Origin of the sequence: Dysosmobacter segnis, assembly GCF_014297285.1 — a bacterium.
In the GTDB taxonomy this organism is placed as follows: domain Bacteria; phylum Bacillota; class Clostridia; order Oscillospirales; family Oscillospiraceae; genus Oscillibacter; species Oscillibacter segnis.
The window spans coordinates 81,925-88,845 of record NZ_JACOQI010000013.1 but is presented as its reverse complement, the minus strand read 5'-3'; the positions used below and the strand labels follow the sequence as shown (position 1 = coordinate 88,845).

The following is a 6,921-nucleotide window of genomic DNA, read 5'->3' as shown; positions in this document are numbered from 1 at the left end:
CGCCTACTACATTCTGGCTGGCGTGTCCTCCGCGTCGGTGGCAGTTGGTACAGCGGCGGCTATGCCGGCCTTTTCTGCTTCAACGCGTACAGCACCTCGTCGAACACGTACTCGAGCGTCGGCGCGCGACTCCTTTTCCACCCCTAATGGGGGACCGGGGGCCGCAGCCCCCGGAGCTTTCCCGCCTGCACCAGCTGGCGGCATGAGCGCAAGCCCAAAAGCTGAATGGGGTACGGGGCGAAGCCCCGTCGACACGATTTTTGAAAATAACCTATTTCGTTATTTTCTTCCGTTTTTCCGAATGAGCGGCGTCCCGAGGGTATAATTGACTTTGGGACTGTCTGCGCCATGCGCCGAGGGCTTGATTTCTACGCCAACTACAATTCTGGCTGGCGTGTCCTCCACGTCGGTGGCAACTGGAACAACGGCGGCAATGCCGGCCTTTTCTACTTCAACGCGAACAACACCTCGTCGAACACGAACTCGAACGTCGGCGCGCGACTACTTGTTTTTCTTTTGACTGGCGCAGGCTTTCCCTCACCGCTTGGTGAAAATATTGCCGCATAGGACGGGGTTTAGTAGGCTTCGGCTCGAATAACCTCGCAGGCAAACAAGGACGGAGGGAAATCCTATGCCTAAGAGAGTCGGCTATCTCTACGACAAGATGGTTGACCGTGAATTCATTCGCGCTGTCATGCTGGACGCATCCAAGGGGCGGCGAAACCGGAAGGATATTGCCCGCGTAATGGCGGATCTGGACGGGTATGTGGAGCGCACCTATGAGCTGGTGGCGACCGAGAGCTTTGTCCCCTCGGCGCCGAAGGTCAGGGAGATCTACGATGAGAGCAGCGAGAAGTACCGGAAGATCAAAATGGTCCCGTTCTGGCCGGACGGAGTCATTCAATGGATGCTGGTCACGGCCATGAAGCCGGTGCTGATGCGCGGAATGCACCCGTGGTCCTGCGCGTCCATCCCCGGGCGCGGCGGGAAGCGCATCCACAGGAAAATCCGCAGCGTGCTCCGCAATGATCCGAAAGGAACGAAGTACGCCGCCGAGCTGGATGTCGCGCAGTATTACCCCAGCATCTCCGGCAAGCGGCTGATCTGGGCGCTGGCGCGGAAAATCAAGGACAAGCGCTTTCTGCGGACGGTCTATTCCATCATCGAATCCTGCGGCGGCGGGCTGGCCATCGGGTACTACATCTGCCAATGGCTGGCAAACTTCTACCTGGAGTCTCTGGACCAGTACATCATGACGCTGCCGGGCGTGAAGTATATGACCCGCTACATGGACAACATCACCCTGCTCGGGCCGAACAAGAAACAGCTGCATAAGGCACGGAAGCTGATTGCAGCCTTCATGCAGCAGCGGCTCGGGCTGGCGATGAAAGCCAACTGGCAGATCTACCCCACGGCAAAGCGCATGGTGAGCGCGGTCGGCTACCGCTTTTCCCGCACTCATGTCATTCTGCGCAAGCGGAATTTCCTGCGCTTTACCCGGCAATGCCGCCGCGTCAAAAAGCGGCTTGATGCCGGAAAGCCTATCATGTTCGCCCAGGCCTCCGGGCTGCTGAGCCGCGCCGGGCAACTGAAACACTGCAATAGCCATACAATTCGGGTGAAGTACATTGACCCGATTGGAGTAAAACACCTGAAGGAGGTCGTGCGAAATGAGAGTAAGAGGCGACAACGCACCCAGCAACGCATTCTCGCTGGAGGAGCAGCCTAATAAGCCGGGGGTAGCCCTGGTACGCTTCTATGAGAACGCCGAGCCGTTTGAGGAAAAGCGGGACGAGCTGACCATCAGCGGGTGGGTGTACGACGAATATCACCTGGAGCTGAATATGTACGACGGCCTGAGCGAAGACATCCTCGGCAACTATGCCGGTTATCTGGCGCAAGCCAAGCTGCACGAGGCGGAGGGCAAGACGATCCCTTCCCTGCAGCAGCAGGTAGCCGACCTGGAGACCGACAAGGCGGCATTGACGGAAAAGGTGACGAGCCTTGAGGGGCAGGTCACCGATACGCAGATGGCGCTATGCGATGTCTACGAACAGATCGTCGCCGTGACATCTACAACAGGAGGCGAGTAACCGATGGCGAGCAATTACATGGTGAAGGTCTACGCAGACCTGATCCGCAAAGGGAAGAAGACGATTGAGGAAGTTCCCGACCCGCTGCAAGCAGCCGTCCGGGAAATCCTCGAAAATAGCAAGAATGGAGCTGAGGGCTTATGAAAAGCCTTCGGCTCCTTCTTTTATACATTCTGATGGGAAAGGAGGTAGCAGTTATGGCAGTTGTCTACGCGACCCTGATCGTCAAGGGCAAGAAGACCATCGACCAGGTTCCGAGCCTGATTCGGAAGCAGGTCGAGGAGATCCTGGCAGATCTCGAAGTCACCGTCTGACCACGGCATTGATACGGAGGGCAGCTCCTTTGCGGGGGCTGCCCTTCTTATCACGCGCAGAGGAGGATTGAGAGATGACGCTCAAGGAGATTTTGTTTGGTGGGGGAAGTGCGCTGTTTGTGCTGCTGACGCTGCTTCAGCTCGCCCCCATCAAAATCAATCCGTGGTCTGCAATAGCAAAGGCTTTCGGGCGCGCTATCAACAGCGAGGTCTTGGAGAAGGTCGGAAAGCTCGAAAGCGAGCTGCAGTGCGTTCGGTCTGGCATGGCCGAGGAAAAGGCCGTCAACTGCCGGGCGCGCATTCTACGCTTCGGCGATGAATGTCTCCACGGCGAGCGCCACACCAAAGATCATTTCGACCAAACGCTCCGGGACATCGCTGCCTATGAGCGATACTGCGAAGATCACCCGGAGTTTGAAAACAATGTAACAGAGCTGACCAGTGACCGAATCAAGACGATATATCGCCGGTGCTTGGACAGCAACGACTTTTTGCAATAAGGAGGAGTCACCGTGAATTTTCTGGATATGGCAAGTATCCGGCTGGCCGTCGGACTGGTGCTTCTGATCGCCGCCAATATCGCCCTCGGCTCCATCAACGCCATTATCGCCTGCGAATGGGATCTGGTAAAGTTCCGCAACGGCTGCATCAAGGGCGGCGTGATCGCTCTGGCGCTGATTGCGGTCTACTTCGCCGGGTACCTCAACCCTGATCTGATGGTGGTGGAGGTGAGCGGCCAAACCGTGAATCTGATGACAGCGGTGTCGCTGGTCATGCTGGCGGCATTCACGGCCTATGCCGTTGATGTGATTGGTAAGCTGAAAGATATGCTGCTGACCGCAACGCCCGGCACAGATCAGACACCGGCCGCGCTGCCGGAGGAAAAGACTGATGAAGCCCCCGACGCACCGAAGGAGGAATGACCCATGACCGCTATTGAGCGAGTGATCGCCACGGCCAGAGCCGAGATCGGATACATCGAAAAGGCCACCAACTCCCAGCTGGAAGGCAAGACCGCCAACGCTGGTAGTGGGAACTGGACGAAGTATGCCGCATTTCTCGACGGCCTCGGCGTCTACAACTTCCCGAAAAACGGCTACGCCTGGTGCGATATGTTCGTTGATTGGTGCTATATCACGACCTTCGGCCTCAGCGTCGCCATGAAGATGACGAATCAGCCGATGGGCGGGTACGGCGCCGGCTGCACTCAGTCGGCAGGCTATTATCGTGCGGTCGGCCGTTTCCACAAGAGCAACCCCCAGCCGGGGGATCAGATTTTCTTCACCAACGACGGAGGGAAATCCATGTATCACACCGGCCTCGTCGAGAAGGTGTCCGGCGACAGGGTATATACCATCGAAGGGAATACCTCCAGCGCCCCCGGCGTCGTTCCGAACGGCGGCATAGTACGCGACAAAAACTATTCGATCAACTACGCGCAGATCGGCGGCTACGGTACGCCGGACTGGTCGCTCGTAAAGGAGGAAGAAGATATGGCAGAGATCACTCAGGACAAATTCAACGAAATGTTCAAGGTTGCCATGAATGCCTACCGCGCGGAATTGCAGGACAATGACTGCGGCAATTTCAGCGCGGACGGCCGGAAGTTCGTTGAGGAAACCGGCCTGCTGGTCGGCGGCAGCAAGCTCCCCAACGGCGAGGCGAATTTCATGTGGCAGGACTTCCTGACCCGCGAGCAGTTCGCAACCGTCCTCTACCGCTTCGCCCAGAAGTTTGGGCTGAGCTGATGGCAAGGCGCAAGCGCAGAGCCGCGAAGAAGCGCAAGGTCGAATGGAGCAAGGTCGTGTGCCTGCTGGCGATGCTGGCCGGTCTGCTGATCGTTCAGGAATGCCTGTTCCTCATGTATCTGTGCATCAGGAGCGGCTATACCGCCGCCGCTGCATGGCTCACCGCCGCCACCGGCGTTGGCGAGGCGATCATCATCGCCGGAGCAAACGGCTACCTCTCGCTTGCGAAGTCCGACCACAAGCGCGGAGGAATCACCTTTGAGGCAGCCAAGGCAAACAACTTCCGGACCGACACGGATAACGACGGCAGTATCGACAGCCCCGCCATCTGAATGCCGCCCCGCACAATGAAAGCCCCCTCGCAGGATTTTACCGTCCTGTCGAGGGGGCTTTTTCTGTTTTTCAGCGCTTTCGCGTTTATGGGGCGCTGTGGCGCTTTTCGCGGCTTGGGTGTGCGTCTACCCTCCCGCGATGTAAAGGGCGTGTTGCAACTCACCTACGGCGGCGAGAGAGGCGCTTGCGCGTGGCCACCGCGCCTTCCTTTCAAAAATCCCATGTGTCCCGTGCCGGAACAAACTCAATGATCGTTCCTTCCGGCACGGGGTCGCAGGGCTCACCGTCGAAGGCGTTGCCCTGCTTCGTGCAGATGTCGGCCTGTCTGCTCCGGCGCGGGTCGACATCGACATAGAGCCGACCGTCGCACTCGTAGACGGGGCGACCCCAGCTGTCGCGGCCTCTGTGTTCCAGCCGCAGCACTGGCGCGGCGCAGAACTCCTCGTAGCTCATGTGGCCCTCCGCTTTCATCGCGGCACTGGCAGCAGCCAGCTCCTCGGGCGTCCAAGATTTGCTCATATCAGCATCCCTCGTATTTCCGTTCGATGCTGCGCATCAGATTCAAGACATCCTGCGCGAAGGGATATTCTCCCGTGTTGTCTCGCACGACCTCCGTAAGAAAACTCCTCAGCTCACGCCAGCACTCTGTGTAGAACATCAGCTCGTCGTCACGCTTCACACTCATTGCCTCCTTCCTCCATGCGCCAGTTTCCCGGCGCGGCGACGATAGACCATGCGGTCAGCGGGGTGCGGCTGTTCGCCATATCCTCCATTGCTTCTGCCATTCCGCAGGAATCGCAGATGTAGACCGTTGCCCTGCGGCTCAGAGCATTGCGCGTGACGATCTCCGCGTCCATCGTCATCTTCCCGCAGCGGGGGCAGGCAAAATGCCCGCCCTGCTGCTTCTCGGCGAACTCGGAAACAAGAATCCGCGCCAGCGTTTCCTCGTGCGGCTCGACGCTTTCGACTTCCCACACTTCACAGCCGCCAATCTGCTCGTCAGCTCCGGCCCTTTCCTGCGCCTTCTGCCGATCCTGCGCAAATACGGTGCAGGTAATCCGCTGGCCATTGTCACGATTGCGATAAGTGACCGTCCAAGATTTATTCTCCATGATGCATCCTCACTTTCTGTTGTGCAAATCCTCAATCTCGTCGAGGGTCGCAAGTCTAACCTCCAGCTCGTCGATGCGCTCCTGACAATGACCGGCGATGTCGTGCGCCTGTCCCTCCAGCGCCTTTTCCTGCATCTGGCGGTAGTTCGCTTTTTCAGCCTGTAGGCCCTTGCGAGCCCACCCGAGGATTTCGAGATAGGTCATAGCTGTTCCTTTCTCCCCGTCGTGCCGATAGGTCAGCTTCTGCTTCACAGCTTGCAGAGATCCTTAAACTCGTTTGCGATGTTCTCGATGATCTGCGTGGTGCTGTAATACTGGGTCACATTGTCTCCCTGCATTGCGGCGTCCGTGAGCATGGAGAGAAATTCCTCCGCGTCCATGCGGTCAATGATGATCTTGTCGTCCATGATGTCTCCTTTCACTCAATGGCAGCTTCGATGCTGCTGATGACTTCCTCCAGGTTATCTACGGCTTCGGAGAGGTTGTCGCAGGCCTCGTCTGCCTTTTCATAGCGTTCGCTCTCCTGCATATTCTCAGGGATATTGTCGCGGTACTCTTCCTCCTCGGCCTGGAGATCTTCGAGACTGCCCTTCAGCTCCTCCAGCTGGTCGATGATGCTTTGCAAATTTTTGCGGCGGATCTTGTTCATGGTTAGTCCTCCTCCCCATAGTCTTCTTCAAAGCGGCCCTCGGTAATGCCGCCGTAGGTGTAGCCGTTGTCAAAACTCAGATAGACCGGCGTATCTTCATCGTACTGGGCGAGGAAGTTAATCAGCTCGCCGGCCGTCATCGTTCTGCGGATCTGGTCGATGCCGTAACCCTCGCGGAAAGTAGAACAAATCAGCTTTTTCATTGTCGGCGCTCCTTTCTCAAAATCTGAATACCAGCCCTTTGACCTCGCGGCGGCCTGATGGATCGTGCAGTGGATCGCGGGTAACAGTTCCGACGCCCTCCAGATACGCGCCCTCGGCTACCAAGGCGTGGACACTTTCCATGAGCGCGGTGGACTGATCTGTGACGATAATCTCGTCAATATCAGCTGCGGTTAATGCAGCAACGAATTCTTTCATCACGCCGTCCTTAATCTGACTGCCCCATGGAAGCGCTCTGACCTCAAACATATCGGCTCGGTCTTCCGTGCTCTGCTCCCAGCTCCGGTATGCGTAAACCTGTCCGCGAGTAGGGTTCTTCTCCGTGTCGCGGAGTTTTTCAAAGTATTCCTTTGCGGTATCTCTGTTGAGCGTATCCAAAATCTCCTGCCGGATTTCATCGGTGATATTGATCTTCATCTTGCGTTCCTCCTTGTATTTTCACACTCGACG

Annotated in this window: 17 protein-coding genes; 9 read left to right on the top strand and 8 right to left on the bottom strand. The window is 57.3% G+C overall.

What is annotated here, in order from left to right:
• Positions 1 to 348 precede the first annotated feature (348 nt).
• From H8Z83_RS12915 to H8Z83_RS12880, 9 genes are all read left to right on the top strand, one after another.
• Entirely contained in the window at positions 349 to 567 is a 219-nt protein-coding gene (locus H8Z83_RS12915; RefSeq protein ID WP_118729378.1) for a hypothetical protein, read from the top strand.
• A gap of 64 nt (positions 568 to 631) precedes the next feature.
• On the top strand, positions 632 to 1,729 hold the full coding sequence (locus H8Z83_RS12910) for an RNA-directed DNA polymerase (RefSeq protein WP_187015423.1): 1,098 nt from the start codon (positions 632 to 634) through the stop codon (positions 1,727 to 1,729).
• The gene (locus H8Z83_RS12905; RefSeq protein WP_147574113.1) at positions 1,671 to 2,093 is read left to right on the top strand and encodes a hypothetical protein; all 423 of its coding nucleotides are present in this window, start codon (positions 1,671 to 1,673) and stop codon (positions 2,091 to 2,093) included. The genes H8Z83_RS12910 and H8Z83_RS12905 overlap by 59 nt, the downstream gene beginning before the upstream one ends.
• Before the next feature lie 3 nt (positions 2,094 to 2,096).
• Positions 2,097 to 2,237: a CD1375 family protein gene (locus H8Z83_RS12900; protein ID WP_118358554.1), complete on the top strand. Its 141-nt coding sequence runs from the start codon at positions 2,097 to 2,099 to the stop codon at positions 2,235 to 2,237.
• Between the two features lie 53 nt (positions 2,238 to 2,290).
• Positions 2,291 to 2,407: a CD1375 family protein gene (locus tag H8Z83_RS19905; RefSeq protein WP_342982900.1), complete on the top strand. Its 117-nt coding sequence runs from the start codon at positions 2,291 to 2,293 to the stop codon at positions 2,405 to 2,407.
• A 74-nt stretch (positions 2,408 to 2,481) separates the two neighbouring features.
• Entirely contained in the window at positions 2,482 to 2,907 is a 426-nt protein-coding gene (locus H8Z83_RS12895) for a hypothetical protein (protein WP_147574114.1), read from the top strand.
• Positions 2,908 to 2,919: 12 nt separating this feature from the next.
• Positions 2,920 to 3,330 (top strand): hypothetical protein, encoded by a 411-nt coding sequence (locus H8Z83_RS12890; RefSeq protein WP_187015422.1) that lies wholly within the window; start codon positions 2,920 to 2,922, stop codon positions 3,328 to 3,330.
• 3 nt (positions 3,331 to 3,333) lie between these two features.
• Positions 3,334 to 4,155, top strand: coding sequence for a CHAP domain-containing protein (locus H8Z83_RS12885; protein WP_187015421.1), 822 nt, complete (start codon positions 3,334 to 3,336; stop codon positions 4,153 to 4,155).
• Complete coding sequence (locus tag H8Z83_RS12880; RefSeq protein ID WP_187015420.1) at positions 4,155 to 4,487, top strand: hypothetical protein; 333 nt, start codon at positions 4,155 to 4,157, stop codon at positions 4,485 to 4,487. The genes H8Z83_RS12885 and H8Z83_RS12880 overlap by 1 nt, the downstream gene beginning before the upstream one ends.
• A 211-nt stretch (positions 4,488 to 4,698) precedes the next feature.
• On the opposite strand, the gene H8Z83_RS12875 is transcribed toward H8Z83_RS12880, so the two are convergent.
• From H8Z83_RS12875 to H8Z83_RS12840, 8 genes are read right to left on the bottom strand one after another with little or no spacing between them, the layout of a single operon-like run.
• Positions 4,699 to 5,007 carry a hypothetical protein gene (locus H8Z83_RS12875; RefSeq protein WP_187015419.1) on the bottom strand — a complete coding sequence of 103 codons (309 nt, stop codon included), beginning with the start codon at positions 5,005 to 5,007 and terminating at the stop codon, positions 4,699 to 4,701.
• 1 nt (position 5,008) lies between these two features.
• Complete coding sequence (locus H8Z83_RS12870) at positions 5,009 to 5,167, bottom strand: hypothetical protein (RefSeq protein ID WP_187015418.1); 159 nt, start codon at positions 5,165 to 5,167, stop codon at positions 5,009 to 5,011.
• Positions 5,157 to 5,600 (bottom strand): hypothetical protein, encoded by a 444-nt coding sequence (locus tag H8Z83_RS12865; protein ID WP_187015417.1) that lies wholly within the window; start codon positions 5,598 to 5,600, stop codon positions 5,157 to 5,159. The genes H8Z83_RS12870 and H8Z83_RS12865 overlap by 11 nt, the downstream gene beginning before the upstream one ends.
• Positions 5,601 to 5,609: 9 nt before the next feature.
• Positions 5,610 to 5,852, bottom strand: a complete 243-nt coding sequence (locus H8Z83_RS12860) for a hypothetical protein (protein ID WP_187015416.1) — start codon at positions 5,850 to 5,852, stop codon at positions 5,610 to 5,612.
• Positions 5,849 to 6,007, bottom strand: a complete 159-nt coding sequence (locus H8Z83_RS12855; RefSeq protein WP_187015415.1) for a hypothetical protein — start codon at positions 6,005 to 6,007, stop codon at positions 5,849 to 5,851. Before H8Z83_RS12855 ends, H8Z83_RS12860 begins: the two co-directional genes overlap by 4 nt.
• An 11-nt stretch (positions 6,008 to 6,018) precedes the next feature.
• The gene (locus H8Z83_RS12850) at positions 6,019 to 6,249 is read right to left on the bottom strand and encodes a hypothetical protein (RefSeq protein ID WP_118358536.1); all 231 of its coding nucleotides are present in this window, start codon (positions 6,247 to 6,249) and stop codon (positions 6,019 to 6,021) included.
• A gap of 2 nt (positions 6,250 to 6,251) precedes the next feature.
• Positions 6,252 to 6,452 carry a hypothetical protein gene (locus H8Z83_RS12845; RefSeq protein WP_118358534.1) on the bottom strand — a complete coding sequence of 67 codons (201 nt, stop codon included), beginning with the start codon at positions 6,450 to 6,452 and terminating at the stop codon, positions 6,252 to 6,254.
• A 16-nt stretch (positions 6,453 to 6,468) separates the two neighbouring features.
• Complete coding sequence (locus H8Z83_RS12840) at positions 6,469 to 6,888, bottom strand: DUF7698 family protein (RefSeq protein ID WP_118729390.1); 420 nt, start codon at positions 6,886 to 6,888, stop codon at positions 6,469 to 6,471.
• Between the last annotated feature and the right edge of the window lie 33 nt (positions 6,889 to 6,921).